20 protein-coding genes are annotated in these 24,806 nt (G+C 31.4%); 12 read left to right on the forward strand and 8 right to left on the reverse strand.

Annotated elements, in window-relative coordinates:
* Positions 1-307 precede the first annotated feature (307 nt).
* Positions 308-793 carry an acyltransferase gene (locus tag MBBWO_RS02485; protein WP_116669315.1) on the reverse strand — a complete coding sequence of 162 codons (486 nt, stop codon included), beginning with the start codon at positions 791-793 and terminating at the stop codon, positions 308-310.
* 182 nt (positions 794-975) lie between these two features.
* Between MBBWO_RS02485 and MBBWO_RS02490 the strand changes: the two genes are divergently transcribed.
* The 8 genes from MBBWO_RS02490 to MBBWO_RS02525 all read left to right on the forward strand — a co-directional run bounded on the left by MBBWO_RS02490 (position 976) and on the right by MBBWO_RS02525 (position 11,571).
* A complete protein-coding gene (locus MBBWO_RS02490; RefSeq protein WP_116669316.1) occupies positions 976-2,604 on the forward strand; it encodes a bifunctional N(6)-L-threonylcarbamoyladenine synthase/serine/threonine protein kinase in 1,629 nt (542 codons plus the stop codon).
* A gap of 17 nt (positions 2,605-2,621) precedes the next feature.
* Entirely contained in the window at positions 2,622-3,179 is a 558-nt protein-coding gene (locus MBBWO_RS02495; protein ID WP_116669317.1) for an XTP/dITP diphosphatase, read from the forward strand.
* 43 nt (positions 3,180-3,222) lie between these two features.
* A complete protein-coding gene (locus MBBWO_RS02500; protein ID WP_116669318.1) occupies positions 3,223-3,621 on the forward strand; it encodes a 30S ribosomal protein S15 in 399 nt (132 codons plus the stop codon).
* The gene (locus tag MBBWO_RS02505; protein ID WP_116669319.1) at positions 3,611-4,948 is read left to right on the forward strand and encodes a single-stranded-DNA-specific exonuclease RecJ; all 1,338 of its coding nucleotides are present in this window, start codon (positions 3,611-3,613) and stop codon (positions 4,946-4,948) included. The genes MBBWO_RS02500 and MBBWO_RS02505 overlap by 11 nt, the downstream gene beginning before the upstream one ends.
* A gap of 9 nt (positions 4,949-4,957) precedes the next feature.
* Positions 4,958-6,145, forward strand: coding sequence for an aconitase X catalytic domain-containing protein (locus MBBWO_RS02510; RefSeq protein WP_279303187.1), 1,188 nt, complete (start codon positions 4,958-4,960; stop codon positions 6,143-6,145).
* Between the two features lie 133 nt (positions 6,146-6,278).
* On the forward strand, positions 6,279-7,667 hold the full coding sequence (locus MBBWO_RS02515; RefSeq protein ID WP_116669321.1) for a Mur ligase family protein: 1,389 nt from the start codon (positions 6,279-6,281) through the stop codon (positions 7,665-7,667).
* On the forward strand, positions 7,660-9,195 hold the full coding sequence (locus MBBWO_RS02520) for a Mur ligase family protein (protein WP_116669322.1): 1,536 nt from the start codon (positions 7,660-7,662) through the stop codon (positions 9,193-9,195). Before MBBWO_RS02515 ends, MBBWO_RS02520 begins: the two co-directional genes overlap by 8 nt.
* Positions 9,196-9,249: 54 nt before the next feature.
* Positions 9,250-11,571 (forward strand): DEAD/DEAH box helicase, encoded by a 2,322-nt coding sequence (locus MBBWO_RS02525; protein ID WP_116669323.1) that lies wholly within the window; start codon positions 9,250-9,252, stop codon positions 11,569-11,571.
* Between the two features lie 17 nt (positions 11,572-11,588).
* On the opposite strand, the gene MBBWO_RS02530 is transcribed toward MBBWO_RS02525, so the two are convergent.
* Genes MBBWO_RS02530 through hisS form a run of 4 tightly spaced genes read right to left on the reverse strand, consistent with a single transcriptional unit; the run spans position 11,589 to position 15,926 of the window.
* The gene (locus MBBWO_RS02530) at positions 11,589-12,338 is read right to left on the reverse strand and encodes a sugar phosphate isomerase/epimerase family protein (RefSeq protein ID WP_116669324.1); all 750 of its coding nucleotides are present in this window, start codon (positions 12,336-12,338) and stop codon (positions 11,589-11,591) included.
* A 9-nt stretch (positions 12,339-12,347) separates the two neighbouring features.
* The gene (locus MBBWO_RS02535; RefSeq protein WP_116669325.1) at positions 12,348-14,207 is read right to left on the reverse strand and encodes a PINc/VapC family ATPase; all 1,860 of its coding nucleotides are present in this window, start codon (positions 14,205-14,207) and stop codon (positions 12,348-12,350) included.
* A 12-nt stretch (positions 14,208-14,219) separates the two neighbouring features.
* Complete coding sequence (gene hisI / locus MBBWO_RS02540; RefSeq protein WP_116669326.1) at positions 14,220-14,627, reverse strand: phosphoribosyl-AMP cyclohydrolase; 408 nt, start codon at positions 14,625-14,627, stop codon at positions 14,220-14,222.
* On the reverse strand, positions 14,628-15,926 hold the full coding sequence (gene hisS, locus MBBWO_RS02545; RefSeq protein WP_116669327.1) for a histidine--tRNA ligase: 1,299 nt from the start codon (positions 15,924-15,926) through the stop codon (positions 14,628-14,630).
* A 109-nt stretch (positions 15,927-16,035) separates the two neighbouring features.
* Here hisS and MBBWO_RS02550 point away from each other — a divergent pair, with 109 nt between their 5' ends.
* Entirely contained in the window at positions 16,036-16,884 is an 849-nt protein-coding gene (locus tag MBBWO_RS02550) for a shikimate dehydrogenase (RefSeq protein WP_116670015.1), read from the forward strand.
* Entirely contained in the window at positions 16,885-17,589 is a 705-nt protein-coding gene (locus MBBWO_RS02555; RefSeq protein ID WP_116669328.1) for an ATPase, read from the forward strand.
* Here the strand turns inward: MBBWO_RS02555 and MBBWO_RS02560 are convergent.
* Both MBBWO_RS02560 and MBBWO_RS02565 read right to left on the reverse strand, forming a co-directional pair.
* On the reverse strand, positions 17,572-19,071 hold the full coding sequence (locus tag MBBWO_RS02560; protein ID WP_116669329.1) for a replication factor C large subunit: 1,500 nt from the start codon (positions 19,069-19,071) through the stop codon (positions 17,572-17,574). The genes MBBWO_RS02555 and MBBWO_RS02560 overlap by 18 nt on opposite strands.
* Before the next feature lie 9 nt (positions 19,072-19,080).
* On the reverse strand, positions 19,081-20,028 hold the full coding sequence (locus MBBWO_RS02565; RefSeq protein WP_116669330.1) for a replication factor C small subunit: 948 nt from the start codon (positions 20,026-20,028) through the stop codon (positions 19,081-19,083).
* Between the two features lie 134 nt (positions 20,029-20,162).
* Between MBBWO_RS02565 and MBBWO_RS02570 the strand changes: the two genes are divergently transcribed.
* Both MBBWO_RS02570 and MBBWO_RS02575 read left to right on the forward strand, forming a co-directional pair.
* Positions 20,163-21,128 (forward strand): zinc metalloprotease HtpX, encoded by a 966-nt coding sequence (locus tag MBBWO_RS02570; protein ID WP_116669331.1) that lies wholly within the window; start codon positions 20,163-20,165, stop codon positions 21,126-21,128.
* Between the two features lie 15 nt (positions 21,129-21,143).
* Entirely contained in the window at positions 21,144-21,869 is a 726-nt protein-coding gene (locus MBBWO_RS02575) for a tRNA (adenine-N1)-methyltransferase (RefSeq protein WP_116669332.1), read from the forward strand.
* A gap of 64 nt (positions 21,870-21,933) precedes the next feature.
* Here the strand turns inward: MBBWO_RS02575 and leuS are convergent, their stop codons facing one another.
* On the reverse strand, positions 21,934-24,789 hold the full coding sequence (gene leuS, locus MBBWO_RS02580) for a leucine--tRNA ligase (RefSeq protein WP_116669333.1): 2,856 nt from the start codon (positions 24,787-24,789) through the stop codon (positions 21,934-21,936).
* Positions 24,790-24,806: the final 17 nt, after the last annotated feature.

Genomic DNA, 24,806 nt, shown 5'->3' on the forward strand with positions numbered 1-24,806 from the left:
AGTAAAGAGCTTGCTTGAATAATTTCGATTATTCCAACATCTAAAAATGTATCTAAGAATATATTATATTCGCTTTCCCAATGATGATTGTTCACGCCATAAAATATTGTATAATCGCCAGCGAACAATATTTTTAAAACAGATGAGAATAAGAACAAGATAAGTGAAATTAAAATTATCCTATTGTCTGTAATATTGAATTTGTAATTATGTAAATAATATCCTAATAAAAGATATAATACGGGGTTAATAAAAAATCTCAAATCTAAATAAGTATGTATTTTAAATATAGTGCAAAGTTGAAAAATTATAGATCCAATATTGCTATTATTAGGAAATATTTAATGCCTTCCATGCCTTTGGCAACAACATATTCATTGATAATAGGTATTGCTAGATAAACTCCTATTAACATCCAAAAATACCAGAGGATGCCAGTGTTAAGTGTATCTGCTACTGTAACTAAAAATGAGGATGAGTTAAATAGATTTGAATTTATATTATATGTTACAAGTAATGCAATAAAAATCCAAAATAAAAAGGGCAATGTTATCCTTAAACTTCTTTTTTTAAAAAAATCTAAATAATTAGGATAATTTCTATTTAAAAGAAGAATGCCTGTTACCATTAGAAAGATAGGTACTGCAAAACGACCAATTTGTGATAGGTTATGCATTGTTAGATTCATTACTTCTACATCACTAAAAAATGCAGTTATGTGCATAGCTATAATTGATAAAATAGCAAGTACCTTTAGGTAATCTAGATATTCGATTCTTTTAGAAAAATACATTGTTTATTCATTTGTATTTGATATATTTTAATTTTTTTACATTTACTTAAGTAATGTTTTTAAGAGTTTTCACTATAATTAGGTTTATCAATAGGATTTAAGATGTTGATGTGATATTTTTTTTAAAGTGTAATTTTTTTATACTTCCTAAAAGTTATATATATTTTAATAAAGTGTACTAGTTGATTATTTTGATAAGTTTAGGTATTGAAGGAACTGCTGAAAAAACAGGTGTTGGAATAGTTGATGATGAAGGAAATATATTAGGTATGGCTGGTAAACAGCTATTTCCTGAAAAAGGAGGAATTCATCCAAGAATAGCTGCTGAACATCATGCTAATTGGATTCCACAGCTAATTCCACAGGCTGTTGAAGAGGCTGGAATTTCTTATGATGATATTGATTTGATTTCTTTTTCTCAAGGGCCGGGGCTTGGGCCTGCACTTAGAATAGTTGCCACTTCTGCCCGTACTTTAGCATTGTCTTTAAATAAACCAATAATTGGTGTAAATCATTGTATTGGACATGTTGAAATTGGAAAACTAGATACTGGTGCTGTTAATCCTGTTTCTCTTTATGTTAGTGGGGGTAATAGTCAGGTAATAGCTTTTGAAAGTGGAAGGTATAGAATTTTTGGTGAAACTTTAGATATAGCTATCGGGAACTGTCTTGATCATTTTGGGCGGGAAACTGGACTTGGACATCCTGGAGGTCCTGTTATTGAAAAATTGGCCAAATCAGGTTCATATATTGATTTGCCTTATGTTGTAAAAGGTATGGACTTTTCATTTTCTGGCTTGCTTTCTGCAGCACTTAGAGAACATGAGAAAGGGACTGCAATTGAAGATATTTGTTATTCTCTTCAAGAAACTGCCTTTGCAATGCTTGTTGAGGTTACAGAGAGGGCATTGTCTCATACTCAGAAAGATGAAGTCATGTTATGTGGTGGAGTTTCAGCGAATACTCGCCTTCGTGAAATGCTTAATACAATGGCTGTGGAGCATGGAGCTAAATTTTACATGCCTCAAATGAAGTTATGTGGTGATAATGGGGTTATGATTGCATGGTTAGGTCTTTTAATGCATAAGCAGTTTGGTCCAATGGATATTAAAGACACTGGAATTATTCAACGTTTTAGAACTGATGAAGTTGATATTCCATGGATTAAAAATGAAAAATCATACTTAAAACTTCCTGATGATTTAATAGCTAAGGGTGCTGAATCTAATATAGTTAAAAGCAGCTATTTGGGTAGAGATGCAGTTTTAAAAAATAGAGTTTCTAAGAATTATCGTATTCCTGAAATTGACAATAAAATAAGAAAAGCAAGAACAAAATTGGAGGCAAAATTATTATCTGATGTTAAAAAGGCTGGTGTTGTAACTCCTATTTTATATGATGTTAATTTGCATGATAAAACAATTCTTATGGAAGAAATTAAAGGGGATTTAGTTAAAGATATTATAAATGAGGACTTAGCTTATGAAATTGGTGAAAACATTGCTAAATTCCATAATTTAAACATCATTCATGGGGATATAACTTCTTCTAATATGATGGTCAATGATAAAAATCAGCTAGTTTTCATTGATTTTGGTTTAGGAAGATATTCTGATTTATTTGAAGATAAGGCTGTTGATTTGCTTGTTCTTAAAAAATCTCTTCAAAGTATTGATTATAATACTGCTATCAAAATTTTTGATAAGGTTCTTGAAGGTTATGCAGATGAATATAATGATGATTCTTTAAATAGAGAACAAATAATTAAAAAAATTAATGAAATTGAGTCAAGAGGAAGATATACTCATTAACTTTTGGAAGTGGTTTTATGATAACATTTATAACTGGGAATAAACATAAAGTAATAGAAGCAGAGAATATTTTTAAAGATTATGACATTAAATTAGAGCATATTGATTTAGGTTACTGTGAACCTCAAGGAACTCTTGAAGAGGTAGCCAAATCAGGTGCAAAATATGCTAGTCGTAAATTAAATAGACCTGTGATTGTTGAAGATGCTGGTTTATTCATAAAAGCTCTTAAAGGATTTCCAGGAACTTATTCATCATATGTTCAAGATACATTAGGAAATTCTGGAATATTAAAGCTTTTAACCAATACTGACGACCGTTATGCCGAATTCAGGTCAGTTATTGGGTACTGCACCCCCAATTCTGAGCCCTTGGTCTTTTTAGGTAAGGTCGCAGGTGAAATCGCAGTTGAAGAAAAAGGTGACTTAGGCTTTGCTTTTGATCCAATTTTTTATGTTCCTGAAGAAGGTAAAACTTTTGGAGAATTAACAACCGAGGAAAAAAACCAGTTTTCACATAGAAAAAATTCATTAAAAAAATTTATTGAATGGTATTCTAAAGAGAATACTGAATAATTATTCTATAATTTTTATAATAATATAAAATGAGGTATTTATTATGGCAAAACCAGATTGGGTAACTTACAGTAACGAAGAAATTGAAGAAATGATTTTAAAATTCACCAGAGAAGGTAAAAGTACCAGTGAAATCGGTATCATCTTAAGAGATACTTATGGTATTCCTAGTGTTAAAGAAGTAACTGGTGAAAGGATTAACGAAATTTTAAAAAGAAATGGTCAAGCAAGTGAATATCCTGAAGATTTAATGAACTTAATCAGAAGAGCAGTAAACATCAGAGACCATTTAGAAGAAAACCCTAAAGACTTACATTCTAAAAGAGGTTTAACCATCATTGAATCTAGAATCAGAAGGTTAGGTTCTTATTATGTAAGTGAAGGTGAATTACCAGAAGGTTGGAGATACAATCCACAACAAGCAGCACTCCTTGTTAAATAGGGCTAGTGAAGCTACTAATATGCTCAAAGAGCATATTGAAAATAATGATGTTATAAGATTAATTTCTCATAACGATGCTGATGGAATTTCAGCAGCAGCAGTTATAGCTAATGCTTTGAAAGAAGAAGGAGCTCAATTTCACACTACTATTGTTCCTCGTCTTAAAGATGATGTTGTTAATCAATTAAGACATGAACAATATAACTTATTTATTTTTTCAGATATGGGTAGTGCATATATAAGAGAGCTTAATTCCTTTAAAAGTGATGTTATAGTTGCTGATCATCATCAAGTAAGTGATGTTGAAGCAGATAGTAACTTAGTGCATGTCAATCCTCATTTATTTGAAATTGATGGAAGTAAAGACTTAAGTGGTGCAGGATCAGCTTATTTAACTGTTAGGGATTTAAATAAGAAACATCTTGCTTACTTTGCTTTGACTGGTGCTTTTGGAGATATGCAAGGTCAAGATGGTTTCACTGGTGTTAACAGTTTTATTGTAAATGATGCAAAAGAAAGTGGAACACTAGAAATTCATGAAGGCCTTAAAACAGTCTCAAAAGCTTCAGAACCTTTAAACAAATCACTTGCTTATACTTTTTCTCCAGCTTTACCTGGAATTAGTGGGGACTTAGAGGGAGCTACTGAATTTTTAGAAAAAATTGGCTTATCTTATGGTATTAAATTCTCAGATTTGGCTGATGAAGAAAAAGATGTTTTAAAAGATGAATTAATTAAAATTAACCCTGATATTTTTGGTGATTGTTTTACCATTCCTAAGGAAATTCCTTTATTACGTGATTTAGAAGAATATGCTTATATTTTAGATGCTTGCGGTAAAAATAAAAAAGCAGGATTAGGTTTAAGCATAGCTATTGGAGAACGTGAAAGAATACTTGAAGTTGCTCTTGATTTACAACGTAAATATCGTAATCAAATACTTAAAGGTTTAAGTTGGATTAAAAGAGAAGGAGCTGTTGGTTTAAATAGTATTCAATATCTTTACACTGAAGATAAGGTTTTAAAATCTGTAATGGGAACAATTGCTAGTATTGGATTGTCTGTTGAACTTTTAGATAATTCAAAACCTGTTTTAGGATTATCAAGATTACATAATGATATTAAAATTTCAGGAAGAACTACAAGAGAAATGGTTGATAAGGGAGTAAACTTAGGTAAAGCTCTTAATGACAGCTCTAAGAATTTTGGTGGCCAAGGTGGAGGTCATGATATCGCTGCTGGTGCTATGATTCCTTATGAATCAAAGGATTTTTTCTTAAAGTTAGTTGATGAAATGGTTGAATATCAATTAAACAATAATTCTTAGGTGTTTTACATGTATTTAACTAGAGAAGAAGAGGCAATGTGTAATGGAGAATATGGGGAAACTATTAGAAAAAGTATGGATCTTTTAGTTGCACTTGGAGATATTTATGGAGCTAGTGAATTAGTAAAAATTACTTCTGCACAAGTTTCAGGTGTTTCTTACAAAACAATTGGTGAAGCAGGTCTTGAATATCTAGAAGATTTAGCTAAAGGTGATATTGGGGATGCTAATACTATTTCTACTTTAAACCCTCCTGGAACTGATTTAGATAACTGGAAAAAATTTGGTTTTCCAGAAGATTTCTCTATTAAACAAAATAGGATTGTAGATGCATATGCAAAGCTTGGAGTAAGTAAAACATGTACCTGTACTCCATATCTTGTTGGTAATGTTCCTAGATTTGGAGATCATATTGCATGGGCTGAATCTTCTGCAGTTGCTTATGTAAATTCTGTTATTGGAGCCCGTACTAATCGTGAAGGTGGTCCTGGAGCACTAGCTGCTTCAATTGTTGGTAAAACTCCTATGTATGGATTCCATTTTGAAGAAAATAGGAAAGCAAATTTAGTTGTTAATGTTGAATGTGAACTTAGTGGTGCTGATTTCGGTGCATTAGGTTATATTATTGGTCAGAAAGTTGGTGGAGGAATACCTTACTTCATATTACAAAACACTCCAGACAACAATGATTTAAAAACTTTAGGTGCAGCTTTGGCATCTTCTGGTTCTGTAGCATTGTATCATATGGAAAATGTCACTCCTGAGTATAAAGTGGCTGAAAAAGAAAATGCAGAGGATAAAATAGCTATTACTCGTGAAGATATTGATGAAACAAGAACTAATTTAACAACTACTGATGTAACTCCTGATTTAATTTGTTTAGGATGTCCTCATGCTTCTTTAGAGGAAATTAAGAAGGTTGCAAATATTGTTGAAGGTAAAAAGATTCAAAATAAATTATGGATTTGTACCTCTGTTGCAGTAAAGGCATCTGCTGATAGAATGGGATATACAACCACTATTGAAAATGCTGGTGGAAATATTGTTTGTGATACTTGTATGGTTGTAGCTCCAATTGAAGATATGGGTTTCAAGGTTATTGGTGTTAATTCTGCTAAAGCAGCTAATTATATTCCATCAATGTGTGGTCTTGAAGTTAGATATGATGATGTTGAAAATTTAATTCAATTTCAGTAGATAATTAATTTATAATATCTTTAAACAATTTATGAAATAGAAACTTTTTTTCTATTCTTTTTTTCTTATTTTTTAAAACTTTAAATTAAATAAAGGCCATATACTATATTAATCTAATTATGGGGAATAGTATATGAAGTGTTTAGTCATAGGTGCAGGTAATGCAGGAAGACCTGTTGCAAGATTACTTAACAATCAAGATTATGATGTTGTTATAACTGATCCGAAAAAGTTGTCTGATTTTAAAACTGATGTTCAATCTATATTGAAACAAATGGAAAAAGAAGGAGTTATTCTAGATTTGGGAAATGATGATCCTTCAATTGAGGGTATTGACTGTGTTTATAAGGCTCCAACTTTGCCGGATTCAGCACCAATAGCTAAAAAAGTTAAAGAAGCAAATATAAAAGTAATATCTAATGAAGAATTCTCTAAGATGGTTAATGATTTAATACCTGTGGATATTATTGGAATTACTGGAACTATGGGTAAAACAACCACTACTTTCATTACAACTTCTTTATTTAAACAGGCAGGTTATAAAGTATGGGCTTGTTCTTCTTTAGTTAATAACCTTGTAAGTGAAGCTATTATTGATGGTATTGTTAAAGGAAAAGCTCAGGATTGTGATATAGCTATTTTTGAACTTCCACATGGAACTATTGGTCTTTTAAATGATTTATCTGTGAAAATAGGTTTATTAACAAATATTGCTGAAGATCATTTGTCTGAATTTGGAGGTTCTCTTGAAAAATATCAGGAACGTAAATTAATCCTTGAGAAAATGAGTGAAATTTTCATTTCAAATAACTCCTGTAGAGATATAATTTCCAAAGTTAGAGATAATGCTATTTATTATGAATTAAATAAAAATTCTAGTTGTGATTTTTCAGGCGTAGCTGGTGATAAATCTTTAACTATAAATTATAAAGATAATTCATTTACTACTCCCTTCCACATGATGAGTTATTTCTTTGAAAATTCAGTTGCAGCCAGTGCAGTTGCTTTAACTTATGGAATAGCTGAAAAGGATATTATTGATGCATTATCTGAATTTAGGGGACTTCCTGCACATATGGAAGATGTCGGGGAGTACAATGGAAGAAAAGTTATCCTAGACTCTGCATTTTTATATGATGGAATGAAAATCACTTTGGAATACTTTAAAGATGAAAATGTTGTTTTATTCCTTGATCACTTTGATACGTTATCTAAAAGGGATAAAAAAGAAGTAGGGGAACTTGTAGGACAATATGTAGATGTTATTATAGCCAGTGGATTTAATGAGGTAACACAGGAAGTTGAAATGGATGCAGCCTATGAAGTTTTAGATGCTATTGAGAATCCAGATGCAACTAAAATAGCTTGTGAAAATATTACAGATGCAGCAGAGCTTACTTTCAAATATTCTAAACCTGGAGATATTATTTTACACATGGGGCCTTTAATAGCTTATGATAGGAAAACCACTGTTGCAAAGATAATGGAAGGACTTAAAAAGGGAAGTAAAAAGTATGAATGAGTCAGATTTTGATAAAAACACTACTTTTGGTGTAATAGGTATTTGTGGAGCTAATGGAAATTTAATAGCTAGAATTCTTAAAGACAGGGGATTTAATGTTATAGGAACTGATATGTCTTCTGAAGAGGATTGCATGTTTTTAAAATCTTTAGAAGGATATGATATTGAAGTATTCCATGGTGAACATCCTATTGAATTTTTTAAAAAATCTGATTATATTATTCCACCTCCAAGTTTACCAAAATCTGCAAAAGTTTTTGATATCATAAAAGAAGAGGATATTCCTATTTTGGAGATTTATGATATTTTAGATATATTTTTACCAAATAAACCTGCATTTGGAATTACAGGTACTAATGGTAAAACAACTTCGACAACCTTGCTTAAGAAAATAATTAAAGATTCTGGTATTAAACCTGTTGAACATAATTTGGTTAATATGCAAGGAAATGCAGGTTTTATTCCTCCTCTACAGGCTCGTTTAAATGGCGATGTAGCTATTTTGGAAGTTGGGACATTTGGTGTTCCAGGAACTATTAAAAGAATGGTGGATGCTGCACATTTATCATCTGGTTTAATTACAAACATCACTCCTGACCATTTGGATGAATTGGGAGGATTTATGGGCTATGCAAAGGTAAAGTCTGAATTTATCCAGTCTTTAAATGGCAAACAAATAATTGTTAATGCAAATGATCCTACAATTATGGGTTTTATAAGAGATTTGGACTTTAATGGTGAAGTTATAACTTTTAGTGTAGATGAAACTCCAGCTAGTGTTTCTAAAAAAGAATGTGTTTGTGGAGAAATGATTGACCTTAAAGAGATTATTTCTGGTTCAGGTTATTATTTCTGCAAATGCGGTTTAACTAATCCTCAGACTGATTATGTGGCAACTAATATTGATTTAAAAAATAAGACTTTTGATTTACATACTCCTGAAGGTAAACTTGAAGTTAAAATGATGTTAAATGGTTTGCATAATGTTTTCAATGTAACTGGAGTTATTATTGCTGCACATGAATTCTTTAAATTGCCTTTTAATCAGATTCTTGAATCAGTAGCTACTTTTTCTGGTGTTGAAGGTAGAATGGAGAAAGTTACAACCATTGATGGAAAAGATGTGATAGTTGATTTTGCACATAATCCTGCAGGTGTTAAAACTGTTTTGGGAGAATTTAAAAAGATTTTCGGAGATTTCACTACTGTAATTACTGTATCTTCAGAATCTGGAAAAGAAGGAGATTTACAAATATTTAATAGTGTTTTGGAGCTTTCAAAATATGTTGTTCCAGCATCTGCATCTTCTCAAAAAATAGCTAGTGATTTAATTAATGAAAATCCTGAACTTAAGGAAAAAATACTTTTAGATCATGTTGATTCATTTGTTAAAAAAGGCACTTTAGGAGCTACTTATGAAGAAGTTAGGGATGGTATTAAAACAGCTTTAACTATTGACTGTGATAAAATCATTGCTGTTGGTGAAGCTGCAACCAAATTTAAATCCTGTGTTGATGAGCTTAGATAACTTTTCATATGCTCTCATAATTCTTTTTAAATATTAAATTAATATGGTATTTACATGGTAACTTATATAGAACATCCTTTTATTAGAAAAGACAGTATTGAAGCTAGATTGTATCAGCAATTATTGGCTGGGGATGTTTTAAAAAAAGGAAATACTATGATTGTAGCACCAACTGCATTAGGTAAGACTATTGTTGCAGTATTGGTTGCTTCAGACAGGCTTGAAAAAGTTAAAAACTCCAAAATTCTTATTTTATCTCCAAGTAAGCCACTAGCTATTCAGCATGAAAGCAGCTTTAAAGAGTTTTTAACTGTTCCCTGCACTTCCATAACTGGTGCTGTTAAGACAGATGAGAGAGTAAAACGATGGGAAGAATCCCAGGTAATATCTGCAACTCCTCAAACTGTTGAATCTGACTTATTAAATGGCAGATATTCTCTTAAAGATGTTTCTCTAATAGTTTTTGATGAATGCCATCATGCTGTTGGTTCTTATTCTTATGTATATTTGGCATCAAGATATGTTAAGGAATCTAAATTTAATCTTGTTTTAGGTCTTACTGCATCTCCGGGGTCTGATAAATCTAAAATAAAAGAGGTTTGTGAGAATCTATTTATTCAAAACATTGTTGTTAAAAGTGAAGATGATGATGACGTAAGACCTTATTTTAATCCAGTTAAAATCGATTGGGTTAAAGTTAAAATGAGTGAAGAGCTTGAAAAGATTAAAGAATCTGTTAATAAAGCTCTTAAAATAAGGCTTAAAGGCCTTAAAAATATGGGTATTATTAAAACAGTTTCTGTAAGTAAAGTTGATATTTTAAAGGCAAGGGGAAGAGTTCAAAATAGGATTGGGCGTTCTGCAAATCCTCCAAAGGAGTGTTTCCAGGCAATCTCTGTTTTAAGTGCAGTTATTAATATTCAACATTCCCTTGAGCTTATTGAAACACAGGGAGTTTCAACTTTCAATAAATATATTTCAAGGTTACGTAAGAAAAAAACCAAAGCTGCAAAGTCTTTACTGCTTGATGATAACTTTGGAAGGGCAGTTAGGCTTGCTTTTGATGCTGAGAGAAATGGTTGGGAGCATCCAAAACTTAGAAAACTAACTAACATTCTTAAAAAAGAACTCTCTGTTGATTCTAAACAAACTAAACTGCAATCAACAAGATATGTTAAAAACATCGATGAGAATTCCTCTAAAATCATTGTTTTTACACAGTATAGGGATACCCTTGAAATGATTCATAATAAACTTGAAAAAGAGGGTATAAAATCTGCTAAATTCTTTGGTCAGGCAGCTAAAGATGGTGAAAAGGGATTAACTCAAAAAGAGCAAAAAAATATTATTAAATCATTTAAAAAAGGGGAGTTTGATGTATTAATATCCACCAGTGTTGCTGAAGAGGGTATTGATATTCCTGCTGTGGATTTAGTTATTCTTTATGAACCTGTGCCTTCTGAAGTTCGTATGATTCAAAGAAGAGGAAGAACTGGTCGTAAAAGAACTGGAAGGGTTAAAGTTTTAATCACTGAAGGAACAAGAGATGAAGGTTATTACTGGTCATCAATTAGAAAAGAAGATCGTATGAGACACCAATTAATTGACCCTAAGGTTATTGAAGAACTTAACAAAACTGCTGTTGAGAGAATGGAAAATGAAAAGAAAGTTCGTGTTCTTGACAGAAAAGTGGAAACTTCAAATAAACCAGTAGTATATGCTGATTCAAGAGAAGGTAATTCTAAAGTAATCAGGCACTTAACAGAAATGGAAATGGATGTAAAAGTTAGGCCAATGGCAGTTGCTGACTATCAAGTTAGTGATGATGTAGCTATTGAGAGAAAAACAGCTAAGGACTTTGTTGATTCAATTATGGATAAAAGACTATTTAAACAGGCAACTGAGCTTAGAGAAGAGTTTAAAAAGCCTTTGATTATTCTTGAAGGTGATGATTTCTACAATGGATTTATTAATCCAAATGCTGTTCGTGGTTCAATTGCTTCAATAGCTCTTGATTTTGGTATTAGTATTATTCCTACAAGAAATGCTCAGGATACTGCGGCTATGATTAAAAGAATAGCTATTCGTGAACAAACTGGTGAAAAACCACATATTCAAACAAGAACAGATAAAAAACCAGTTAATATGTGGGAACAGCAGCTATTTATTGTTGAATCTTTACCAAATATTGGTCCAGTTAATGCTAAAAAATTATTAGAACATTTTGGAACTGTTTCTAAGGTAATTAATGCCAGTGAAAATGAGTTAATGGAAGTGGAAGGTATTGGTAAAAAAACTGCTAAAAATATTAGAAAAGTTGTTGATTCTAAATATTTGCATTTCCAAAATGAGATTAAAGATAAAAAATTAATTTAAAAAATAGAAAATAAAATTTATTTTTTCATATTTTTTAAATATTTTAAACTTTTTTTAACAGAATCTTCATCATTTACTTCGATGATGTATATGCCATCATACTTTTCTTTTTCAAATTTGTTTATGATGCTTTTTAAATCAATATTCCCTTCACCTAATGCATAGTGAGCATCTTCATCTCCATTATTATCATGTGCATGTATGTGTTTAATTGATTCAAAATACATTTCATCTGGAGCATATCCTACATGATGAGCATGACCAATATCTAAAGTCATAAACATATCTAAGCTAGTAAGCAATTCATTTAAGTCATAGATATTCTGATACATGTGGCCTTCAATTGCAGGCATGTTTTCAATAGCAGCAGTAACCCCTAAATCTTTACCATAATCTCCAATTTCTTTTATTGCATCATTAGCTAATCCATATATTTCTTTTTCAAAGTCTCTGCCTAAAAATGGAATTGATCCTGGATGGACAACAACAGTTTCAGCACCAATCTCATTTGCAGTATCAATAGATTTTTTAATTTCTTCAATTGAAGCTTTTCTAATAGCTGTACTTAAAGAAGCAATGTTTATGTTAATAATAGGAGAATGGATGGTGTACTTCAAATTAAAGGAATCAGTAACTTCTGTATTTATGGTTTCATTAGGATATTGGTGTAATATTTCTGCATATTCAATTCCGTTATTTTCTATAAATTCTAAGCTTTTTTCAAGTTTTCCTTTAAATCCTGATAATGTTGATGCACCGATTTTCATATTAAACACCTACTTTCTAATAGCTGTAAGTTCATATCCTAAATCTAAGGAATCTAGGATTATGTCAGCTAGTTCTATTCCTTTTTTAATTTTAATTTCTCCTTTTTTACTTGTTGTTGCTGTTAGAAGATATTCTCCTCCAATATAAACATCAAAGTTTTCTCCTTCATTTGCTTTTCCTAAATCAAGAATAACCTGTTTTCTTGTTTCAATAACTTCAACATAAGTGGAATCTCCTCTTTTAAGTTCTTCAACACTATCTTCAATAGGTTCAACACCAAGTCCGATTCCAACTTTTTTCTCAATTTCAGCTATTCTTTTACCATTTTTACCTATGATTTTAGGAATGTACTTTTCATTAATGTAAATGTTGGCTCTTTCAGGTGAAACAATCTCTACTTTTATTTTAGATTTTGGTATTAGACGTTTTACTCTTTTAAGAATTTCTTTTTCAGCTATTTCATCAACTGAAGATTTTTCCCGGGCACCATTTGAAGATGTTGCTAGATTAACATTCATAACTATTGTCTGCTCACCATAGGTGTAAATTTCATATTTTAGCTGTCCAGTTTCAAAGTCTTTAATTTCTATAACTGGTCTAGCTAAATCTGCTTCTTGCATTCCACTAGGTACTTTAACAGTCATTTTAGTTTCTAATACATCTTTAATTTCACCATCTTCAATATAGATGCTTGTATCAACAATGGAAGTGATTACTCCTAAGTCCACTCTTGAGCTGATTCTTTGAATTGCATCGATTGGTCTTGTAGCATGAACAACTCCAATCATACCTACTCCAGCAAGTCTCATGTCTGCAAATATGTTAAAATCGCTGTTTTTTCTAAGTTCATCATAAACAGTGTAGTCAGGTCTTACTAAAAGAAGAACATCTGCAGTATTTTCCATACTTCCTTCTAATGGGGCATACTGGGTTATTTCATTAGGTAATTGCAAATCTCTTGGTGATTCCATAGTTTTTACAACTTTGTTGAGATCTTCACTGTAATATCTGGCCAATGCCTGAACAAAAGTACTTTTACCTGCTCCTGGAGAACCAGAAACAAGAATACCTTCAGCACTTTCTCTTATTCTATTCATTAATTTATCAGAAACATTGTATTCCTCTAAATCGATGTTGGCTACAGGTTTCACTGCAGTAATTTCACTAGCTTCTGAAAATGGAGGTTCAGCTATTGAAATTCTATATTCTCCTGCCTGAACTACAGTAGATCCAATCTTATCGGACTCTAAAAATATTTTTGGATTTCTTCTAGCTTTATTTCTAATCTCTTTAGCTATTTCATTAATTTCACTAAATGTAGAAGGTTTGGTTCCAATTTTCACAAGTTTTACATTTCCAGGTTTTCCTTTCTTAGCCATTGGGATTGTGTCTTCTTTTAGGTGAATTGACATTGTTTCATCATCAAATAGACTAGCTATTGAAAGTTCTTCTTCTTTGTATTCCTGTTTTACATAGTATACTGGAATGCCCTGTGCTTTTGCTGTTTCGCATTGAACTTTATCATTTGTAATTAATGTTCCAAATTCACTTTTAGCAACATCTCTTATTATTGCATCAATTTCTCCACTTTTAGCATATCTGATGTCGTAATTGGTAGGACGTTTTCCTTTGAAGCTTATTGCAAGTTCACCATCATTTTGAGCTTCTTGTAACTTCTGAAGTTCTTTAAGGCCATTTATTCCTTCTTGTCTATTTGCATTTGCCTGATGTTCTAGTTCACATACAACTGCTTCTGGAATAATAACTTCAGGATAATCCAGGTTATTTTCTGAAATGATTTTACTTATTAATCCTTCAACTACGGCACTAGTATCTGGAACAATTGTGTTTAATTCGTAATTTGTCAATTTTATCTTTCCTTAATAAATATCTTCTGGGTTAAATAATCTTTCTGCGATTAATTCAACATCATCATCAGTTAGTTCACTAATATCTGGGTTATTTTCAAGATTTAATTTTCTAAAAAAGCAAGAATAATAACCTTCGTGACATGCAGCTCCTTTTTGCTCAATTTTTAAAATAACTGCATCCATATCACAGTCAACAAGAATTTCTTTCACTGTTTGTACATGTCCTGAGCTTTCTCCTTTTAACCATTGTTCATTTCTAGAAGTACTCCAGTAATGTGCTTTTCCAGTTTTAATGGTTTTTTTAAGAGCTTCCTTGTTCATATTAGCTACCATTAATATTTGGCCAGTCTTGTAGTCTTGAGCTATTGCGGTAATTAATTTTTCTCCATTGACTTCATGTCTAAAATTAATTTCCATTTATAATTCTCCTTTTATATAATCTACTAAGCTATCAAGACTAACTAATTCCTGATCACCAGAATTCATGTCTTTTACAGTAACTTTTCCTTCATCTAGGTCTTTTTTACCAACAATAACAACTTTTCCAACATTGATATTATTTGCATGATTCATTAATTTTTTGAATTTTTTTCTATTTAAGTCAACATCAGTAGCAATTCCATTTTTTCTAAGTGTTTGGGTTATTTCAAAGGATTTTTGTCTAGTTTCATCATTAATTGGTGCAACAAATACATCAAGGTATGGTTTTAATTCTTTTTCACCATTTAATTCTTCAATTGCATTCATTAATCTGTCAAAACCAAATGCAAATCCTGTGGATTCAATTTCTTCTCCTCCAAAGACTTTAATAAGGCTGTAGGTTCCTCCACCACAAACCTGTTTCTGAGCTCCAAGTTCTGGAATGTAGACTTCAAATACAATTCCAGTATAATAATCAAGTCCTCTAGCTACTCCAAGATTTAATGTGTAATTATCCACACCAAAGCTATCTAATGTTTTAACTAATTCTTCTAATTCAGCTAATGACTCTTGCGGTTCATCATATGGTTTAACTAACTTTTCAATGTCAGGTAATATTTCTTTACCTCCTACCATATCGATTAAATTAAGAAGTACATTGTTTAACTCTTCATTGTCAATAACTGGATTGTCACCAACTAAGGATTCTCTTAAAAGCTCTTTATCTCCTTTATCGATGATAACCATAATCTCTCTTTGTGTTTTAGTGTCAATGTTGAAGTGTGCAAATAATCCTCTTATAATTCCTAAATGGTTAATGTTAATATCAGCAGGTGTAATTCCTAAACTTTCTAAAGATTCATTACACATTGAAATAACTTCTGCTTCACCTTCTGGGGATTTTGCACCGATTAATTCACAACCAAATTGCCAAAATTGTCTAAATCTTCCTTTTTGAGGTCTTTCATATCTAAAACAACTTCCATAGTAATAAAGTTTAATAGGTTTTGCAGTTGTTTTTTGAAGTTCATTTAAGTATAATCTAGCTACTGGAGCAGTAAGTTCTGGTCTTAAAGCCAATTCTCTATCAGATTTATCTTTAAAGTTGTATAACTGATCTACAATTTCTTCTCCAGATTTTGTTGTGAATAATTTTAACTCTTCAAATAAAGGTGTTTTAATTTCTTGAAAACCATAATTTTCAAAAACGTTTCTTAGAGTACTTTCTGCTTCTTTTCTTTCTCTCATTTCAGTAAATAGAAAGTCTCTAGTTCCTCTTGGTCTTGTAAATTCCATTTTTGTTCTCCTTATTAAATTGATAAAAATTAAGTATTAATATTAAAATTTTATAAATCAATGTTTATATAACCTTTGTTAGATATAAAATTATAAGTGATTTCTTATGGTGATTAAAGGAAGTACAAAAGTTGTTGGATTGATTGGTGAGCCTGTTGAACATAGTTTCTCTCCACCTATGCATAATGAGGCATTTAAAACACTAGGTTTAGACTATGTTTATGTGCCTTTTAATGTAAGTCCAGATAACCTAAAGTCAGCTATTGAAGGTGCAAATAGCTTAAATATTCAAGGATTAAATGTTACTATTCCTCATAAAATCAATGTTATTAAATATCTAAAGGAATTGGATCCAATAGCTGAACTGATTGGTGCAGTAAATACAATTGATTTCAAAAATCTTAAAGGGTATAACACTGATGGAATTGGTTGTATTAGGGCTATTGAAGAAGTAACTAAAATTAAAGATAAAAATATTGTTGTTGCAGGTGCAGGTGGTGCAGCAAGAGCTATTGTATTTTATTTGGCTAAATATGGTGCAGAAGAGGTTAATATTTTAAATAGAAACCTTAAAAAAGCTGAAAATTTGGCTAGTGATTTACTTGCATCTAATTTAATATCAAATGTCAATTCATCAGATATTTCAGAAATATCAAAATTCATATCAGATGCAGATATTTTAATTGATACAACTCCTATTGGAATGCATCCAAATGTTTCTGATGAGCCTATTGTTAAGGCAGCAGATATCCATGAAGAACTGGTTGTAAATGATATTGTTTACAATCCTAATGAAACAGTACTTCTTAAAGAAGCTATAAAAGCCAATGCAAAAGTAGTTTATGGAATTAAAATGTTATTGTATCAGGGTGCTGAAAGTTTTAAAATCTGGACTGGTAGGGAAGCGCCTATTGATGTAATGGAAGCTAAATTAAAAGAAACTTTAAATGTGATTTAAATGGATTTATTTGACATGGTAGCTAATAATGAAGAAGAGTCTTTTACTGATTCAAAGAAAGATGTATTGAAATTTCTTAAAATAATAGGTGTAGATTCTAGATTTGTTAGTTATACTCCTTCAAAATTATATGTTAATAATTTAAGGTTTTCTAAATTTTCAAGAAAAAGAGAAAAAACATTCTACCATCAATATCCTCAGATTGAAGTTGTACGTTCCAGCTTATTTCAAAAGATATGTTCTAAATCCTCTAAAATATTGGCTAATATAAAACCAAACTCAAAAATATTAATTTCCGATGAAGATACTTCTTTAAATAAGCTAGTTGAAATAATATTGGAGCCTTATACAAGAAAATATGGTGTTAAGTTAGTTTATAGTGGGGGTTATGATTATGTTGTTAATCCTTTAATTCAGGATGATGAAGTAAATGAGATATTTGCTTCTTTATTTAAAGGTGAAGGCATTAACTTCAATAAAAAAGATAATGAACTTTATCCTTTAAGAAACATTGAAAAAAAGTGGATTAATAACTTTTTAGAAAATGAGAGATTTGAAACATTAAAAAATAAAAATGAAAAAGATGAATATGTGCAATTAGCTAATTCATTTATGGAATTTTTAGCTGATGTTGCACCACAATTCAGAGATAATGTTTTAAGAGCATCTGATTATATAGAAGAAAATTTAAAAGTCAAAGAGTGAAACTTGTTTATCTTTGCTTTTCTTTGGTTCTTCTTTTTTAGTTTCACCTACTTCCTCTTTAACTGGCTCTCCTTTTTCTTCTTCAATAGGTTCTGGAGTTTCTTCTATTTCAGGAATTATTTCCTCTTCAACAACAGGTTCTTCTTCAGCTATTTCTTCAACTTCAGGAATAGCATCCAACATCTGTTTTTTAAGCTCTTCATTACGTTTTTCTTTTTCTGCTTCTCTTCTTTCGTTTTTGAGCTTTTCCATTTTGGTTATAACTTTTTTAGGAATTTTTCTTTTTCTAAATCTTTTTATTTCATCTTCTTCAAGCTCTAGATAATCAGATATTTCCCATGCAAGTTCATTATTCTCAAACATGATTTCTAAATAAGGAAACATTGAAATAGCTACTGAATGAGAGATATGTAATTTTTCACTCATTTTTTCAGCAATTCTATCTCTGAGATTTCTTTTTCCTCTATTTTTACTCATTTTTGTAAATATTGTTGGTGTTACAATTCTTGAAAACTTTTTATAGGTTTCTTTTTTTGAATCTGCTACTCCAATACCCATAAAGTCACTTGCATACTTCCAATAACCATAATTTCTGCTGTGATTGGCTCTACCAAAGTATAAATCAGCTTTAGCCAAGTTTTCATAAGCTTTTTTAATTTCTTTTTTATCACTGTACTCTCTTGGAACATTTTCTGCAATATATTCCATTACAAGAGTTGGATCTTCTTCAACTTCTCTTAATGATTCCTTGACATGGCGGGGATTTTTACTTTTAAGAACACGGGTTATTCCATCAAATATTGTTGAGCGTGTATCCTTGTTATTAACACTTTCAACATCTTCAAGTTCTAAAACATCACTTTCATTAGCTATTGCTTGGAAGGTGTTTAAAGCAGATCTCATATCTCCATTAGCTCTTCTGGCTATCTCTTTTAAAGCATCGGGATTAGCTGTGATTCCTTCTTTTTTAGCTATTTCTCTTAAGAGTTTATTTATGGTCGGGCTTCTAACTCTTGCCATTTTAAGGACATCACATTTTGTTTTGATAGTTGTGAGACGTTTACTGTAGAAATCATTAGCTATTAAGATAAGTGGATGTTTAGCAGTTTTAATAATCTGATTAATAGCTTTAACTCCTCCACGATCATTAGTTCCATGAATTCCATCTACTTCATCTAAAATGATTAATTTATACTCATCTCCAAATAAAGAAGATGTTTCAGAGGATTCTCCAACAGTGCTCATAATAATGTCCTGTGAACGTTTGTCACTGGCATTTAGTTCTATAAACTCAGAGAACTCTTTAGCTATTGCATGAGCTAGAGTAGTTTTACCAATTCCTGGAGGTCCTACAAGTAAAAGTGGTTTTTGTGGATTTCCAGCTTTCCATTGGTCTATCCACTCTTGAATTTTCTTTTTTTCTTTACCGTTACCAGCTACTTCATCTATTGTCTGTGGCTGGTATTTTTTTGTCCATAACATGACAATACCTTATAAGAATTTAGTTAAAAGAGCTTCTAATTGAATTCTTGGGTTTGCTCCTTCTCTTATTCTAAAATCACAGTCAGCTATTGCTTCAATCAAATCTATGTATATGTCTGCTTCCATTTTACCGTCAACAACTCTTCTGGAAACATCTTGGTATATTTGAGCAACCATGTCTTCTCCACTGGTACCCTGTAAAACCATACTGTCTCTAAGTAAGTCTCTAGCACCCATAAAGTCCCCAGTTAAAGCACTAGTAACAATTTTACTAATGTCCTGAGGTTTAGCTTTAGACACTACATCGTAAACAGAAGATTCATTAATGTCTTCACCTTCAGATGCAGTTGCTTGTAAAATGTTAATAGCTTTACGCATATCTCCTTCTGCATAGTAGACTATTGTTTCAAGTCCAGATTCTTCATATGCAAATCCTTCTTCTTCACAGATGTATTTTAATCTTTCAACAATATCTTCTCCTTTGATTGGAGCGAATCTGAAAATTGCACATCTTGATTGGATAGGATCAATTATCTTAGATGAGTAGTTACAGGAAAGAATAAATGATGCAGTTTTTGTATACATCTCCATTTCACGACGGAGAGCATGCTGTGCATCTTTTGTCATGTTATCTACTTCATCCAAAAAGATTATTCTGAAAGGTGCACCCACTGGTTTAAGTCTACAGAACTGTTTAATATTGTTTCTTACAGTTTCAATTCCTCTTGCATCAGATGCATTTAATTCAAGAAAGTTTTGTCTCCAATAATCTCCTAAAATAGCTTTTACAAGTGCAAGTGCAGTAGTTGTTTTTCCAACCCCTGCAGGTCCTGTAAACATTAAATTAGGCATGCTTTCTTCACCAACATACTTTTCAAGTCTGTTAATAATCTGTTTTTGGCCTACAATGTCTTTTAATTCTTGTGGTCTATATTTTTCTACCCAAGGTCCGCTCATTAAATCACCTATTAATCAGAAATAAATATGTTTTTTTATAATTATTTAACTTTTGGTTAAGGATTTAAATATATAAAGTATAAATATTATTAAACTAAAATTAATCTAAAATTTATAAATTAATGGTGTAAATAATGAAAGGCACATGGAAACTTCAATTAAGATTAATAGTTGTTATGGCGGTCTTATTCCTAATTGTATATACTCTTGCTTCAATAGCAGGTTATTATTTAGGTTTTGGCGGATCTTTAAGCTTTTACTTAATTATTAGTTTGATAATTATTTTTGCACAATATTGGTTTGGACCATCTATTGTTAAAATGTCTATGAAAGTAAGACCATTATCTGAAACTGAAGCACCTCATATTCATCAGATGGTTGAAGAATTAGCTGCTGAAGCAGGAATAAAAAAACCTAAAATTGGTTTATCTGAAGTAAATATTCCTAATGCTTTTGCTTATGGTAGATCTTCAAGAAGTGGTCATATTGCACTTACAAGACCAATTATAGGTTTACTCACTAGGGATGAACTTAAAGCAGTTATTGGACATGAAATGGGACATATTAAGCATAATGATATGATTGTAACATCTATGGTAAGTGTAATACCTATGATTTGTTATTATATTGCATTATCTTTCATGTTTTCAAATAATAATGAAAACAATTCTGGATTCATAATTGGAATTATTGGTTATGTTTTCTACTTCATAGGTCAATTATTAGTATTATGTGTTTCAAGAATCAGAGAGTACTATGCAGATGCAGCTAGTGTGGAATTTGGTAATAAGCCTGCTGCTTTAGCATCAGCACTTTATAAATTGTCTTATGGTGCAGCAAAAGCCAACAATGAAGAACTTAAAGATATTAACACTACTCGTGCATTCTTTGTAAACGATATTAACAATGGTGCTCGTGATATAACTTCATTTAGACAAATTGACTTTGATGGTGATGGATCTATTTCAGATGAAGAATTAAGAAGGATATCTGAAAGTAATATTAAAGTTAAATCATCTGCAAAATTCATGGAAATATTGTCCACTCACCCAGACATGTTAAAAAGAGTAAAAAGATTATCAGAACTTGAAAATCAATAGGTGATAATTTTGAAGATGATTTTAGATGAAAGAGGTAAAAAATATCTTTTAAAAGAAGATAAAGAATTCCAAAGTGATTTAGGTATTGTTTCAGCTGAGCAAATTGCTAATTCAGAAATTGGAGATGAACTTAAAAGTCATTTAGATCATACTTTCAAGATTGTTAAACCTAATGTAAATGATTTTATAGATTTAATGGATAGAAGATGTTCTATCTTAATTCAAAAAGATATTGGTTCTGTTTTAGCTCATACAGGTTTAGGTGCTGGTGATAGGGTCGTTGATGCAGGAACTGGTGCTGGAGCTATTGCATTAAATTTTGGAAATGTTGTAGGCAGTGAAGGTAAAGTCTACACCTATGAAATTAGAGAAGACTTTGCTGAAGTTGCAAGGAAAAATATTGAAAACTTTGGAATTACAAATATTGAAGTTAAAAATAAGGATATTAAAGAAGGTATTGATGAAGATAACTTAGATTTGATCTTTTTAGACCTTCCTAAGCCTTTTGAAATTTTTGAAGATGTTTACGACTCCTTAAAGGTTGGGGGATGGCTTACAGTTTACGCTCCATATATTGATCAGGCAGAAGTCTCATATAGGATTGCTAAAAAATTAGGATTTTATAATATTGACATTATTGAGATTTTAGAGCGTGGACTTGAAGTTAGACAACAAGGGGTAAGGCCAAAAACACGTATGGTTGGTCACAGTGGATATCTTCTATTTGCTCGTAAATTATAGTTAAAAAAAAGAGTTTAAGAGATAGCTAAATAGCTATTCTCCTATTTTTATTTATTTTTAAAGATTATTCCATAAAGATAGCTGGTTTGTAAGGCATTGCATTTTTAGCCTTATTTTCAGGATCGTAGGAATCATCTGTATGGATTATGACATTGCTGTCACATTCTTGGTTAATGTAGTCGAGAGCATCAGATAAGATTTTTTCTTCATCTATTTTACCAACATATCTTGTTTTAGTCATTTCACGACCAACTTTTTTAGCTACATTAGCTATTTCTTTTTTATCATCGTATATGTTAGCTCCAATAGCTCTACCCATTATTTGACCAATATCTGGTTTTCCTACTTCATCAGCTATTTTGTATAAGTCCCATTTCCATTCTGGTGCAAGGTAGACATGTACTTTTTCAACTTTGTCTCCAACCATCTTTTTAATTTGATTTATATCTTTGATGATGTTTTGAACAAGTTCTTCAGACCTTTCAACTGTTTCACTTACTAATTCTTCATTATATTCAGGCCAGCTTGCTTCGGAGACAAATCCTTCTCCACCATAGGTTTCCCATAATTCTTCACAGGTATGTGGTGTAAATGGTGAAAGTAATCTAATCCAGGATTCAAGAACAGTACTAAGTACATAGATTATTGCAGGATCTTTTGAATCAAGTAAATGTTTTACTCTGTACATGTAATGGTCTACATCTTTCTTAAGTAAGAATAATGCTTCTTGAAGTGCTTTTCTTGTTTGGAATACTTCTAAAGCTTCAGTTGCTTCTTTGATATGTGAATTAAGCTGATTTATCATCCAGATATCAATGGTTCTTGAAAGTTCCACTTCTTCAATATTGTTTAATTCAAGTGGACTTCCTTTGATTTCTTCAACTTTAGCTGCAAATTCAGTAAACCATTCTAATCTTCTTTTAGTTCCTAATACTTCTTTTTCTCTCCAATCAAAGTCTTGCCATGGTTCAGCAGAAGCCATTAAGAATAATCTTACTACATCTGCACTGTATTGTTCAATTGCATCTTTTAAAAGGATTACATTACCTTTTGAGGATGACATTTTGTTTCCTTCAAGTAATCCCATTCCAAATACAACAGTTCCTCTTGGCCATTTGTCTTTTGGATAGATTGCACTGTGGTGGAACATTAAGAAACTTAAATGGTTACCAACTAAATCTTTTGCAGATAATCTCCAGTCTAATGGATACCAGTAATTAAATTCTTCCTGAATTTCTTTGGTAGTTTCTTCATCTACTTTAACATCATCAGAATCAATGTTCAATAAGACTTTATCGAAGAATGCATCATTTAATAACTCTGCATCAATGTTTCTAAGGAATTTAGCTATTGTATAATAGGACATGTAGATTGTGGAGTCAGTTAAAGGTTCAATTAACCATTGATTGTCCCATGGGAGTTTTGTTCCAAGTCCAATGTTTCTAGAACAAGCCCAATCTTCTAACCAGTCAATATAATATTCAAAATTGTTTTTAATTTCTGGTGGGATAATAGTTTCTCCATCAAGAACTTCATGGGTTTTCACTTTCCATTCTGGATCTGAGTATTTGAGGAACCATTGGTTGTCCATGATTTTTACAACACAGTTTTCTCCACATCTGCAGATAACTGGTCTTTCTGCAAAATCATACATGATTGTAGCCATATTTTTATCAATCATGTCTTGTTTAAATTTGTCTCTAGCTATTGAGACCTTTTCTCCACCATATTCAGGAATGTGTTCACTCATGATTCCTTTACTGTGTTCTACTTTATAAAGCTCATTTGTTGCATCTTGAACTTTAGGGTCATTTTGGTCTGTAATTCCTAGTCTTTCAATTATTTCAGCTGCAGGAATTTCTCCATAACCTTTTACAGTAACTACATTAATAGGATTGACATCTTTGATGATTTCTTCAAGACCGTATTTTTCAAGTAATTCTGTGTTATTTTTTAAATCTTTAAGAGCAATAAAGTCTGCTGGTGCATCAGCAGGTTCTGAAAATACTACTCCGCTTCCATAATCTCCACTTACGAAACTAGCTGGTAAAATTGGTAATTTTTCACCAGTAAATGGATTTTCAACAAAGTTTCCAATTAAATCATTAGGGTTAACTTCTTCTATAATTTCTAAATTCTTTATTTGATTGGATAAATTATGGTGAGCTTCTTTTGTAATAATCCATCTTTCGCCTTCAGCATCTACTTCAATATATTCAATATCTGGGTTCATCCAAATGTTTGTAGCACCGATGATGGTTTCTGGTCTTAAAGTAGCGGTTACAAGGATTTTGTCCCCATATTTAAATTTAAGTAAGGTTAATTCATTAACACCTACGCCTTCTCCTTCGAGTAAATCATGATCTCCAACAGGGTTTTCACATCTTGGACAGTATTTTACAGGATGTTCTCCTTTTTTAATTAAATTTGCATCTTTTAATTTTCTTATTTGCCATTCTACAAATTTTTTGTAAGTAGGGTCAATGGTTCTAAATTCTCTTCTCCAGTCTATTGAATATCCCATATCATGCATTACTTCATGATATTCATTACTGAAGTATTTTACAATAAATTCAGGGTCTTCCATTTTAGGAAGTGTTTCTTTAGGTACTTTATGGACATTTTCATATAAATCTAAGGTCCATTGGACTTTTCTTTGAATCCTACTAGCTATTCCAATAACTGGTGCTCCAGTAACGTGCCATGCCATTGGGAATAAAACGTTGTATCCGTTCATTCTTTTAAATCTTGCATAAACATCTGGAACTGTGTAAGTACGACCATGTCCAATGTGCATAGCTCCACTAGGATATGGAAAAGCTACTGTAATGAATAATTTTTCTTTATCATTAGGGTCTGATTCAAATAGGTGTTCATCATCCCATTTTTTCTGCCATTTTGTTTCAATGTTTTCTGTCATTTAATCACCATAATTTT

The organism is Methanobrevibacter woesei, assembly GCF_003111605.1.
In the GTDB taxonomy this organism is placed as follows: domain Archaea; phylum Methanobacteriota; class Methanobacteria; order Methanobacteriales; family Methanobacteriaceae; genus Methanocatella; species Methanocatella woesei.